Source organism: Cupriavidus sp. SIMBA_020, from assembly GCF_046535395.1.
GTDB classification, from domain to species: Bacteria; Pseudomonadota; Gammaproteobacteria; order Burkholderiales; family Burkholderiaceae; genus Cupriavidus; species Cupriavidus campinensis.
This window is the reverse complement of sequence record NZ_JAWRWU010000490.1, coordinates 1-275: the sequence shown is the minus strand read 5'-3', so window position 1 is coordinate 275 and position 275 is coordinate 1. Positions and strand designations below refer to the sequence as shown.

General features: G+C 63.6%; 1 pseudogene. It reads left to right on the top strand.

Annotation, left to right across the window (positions count from 1 at the left end):
• Positions 1 to 275, top strand: a pseudogene (locus SB751_RS30195) (phosphoketolase); the annotation flags it as partial.

Below are 275 nucleotides of genomic sequence, written 5' to 3'. Positions count from 1 at the left end.
GGCGGCCGCTGCCCTCGCTCAATTACCTGCTCACGTCGCATGTGTGGCGTCAGGACCATAACGGCTTCAGCCATCAGGACCCGGGTTTCATCGACTACGCGGTGAACAAGAAGGCGGACACGGTGCGCGTCTATTTGCCGCCCGACGCCAACACGCTGCTCGCCGTGACCGATCACGTGCTGCGCACCTGGAACCGCATCAACATTATCGTGGCGGGCAAGCAGCCGCAGGCGCAGTGGCTCGATATGGATGCGGCGATCCGCCATTGCGCGGAC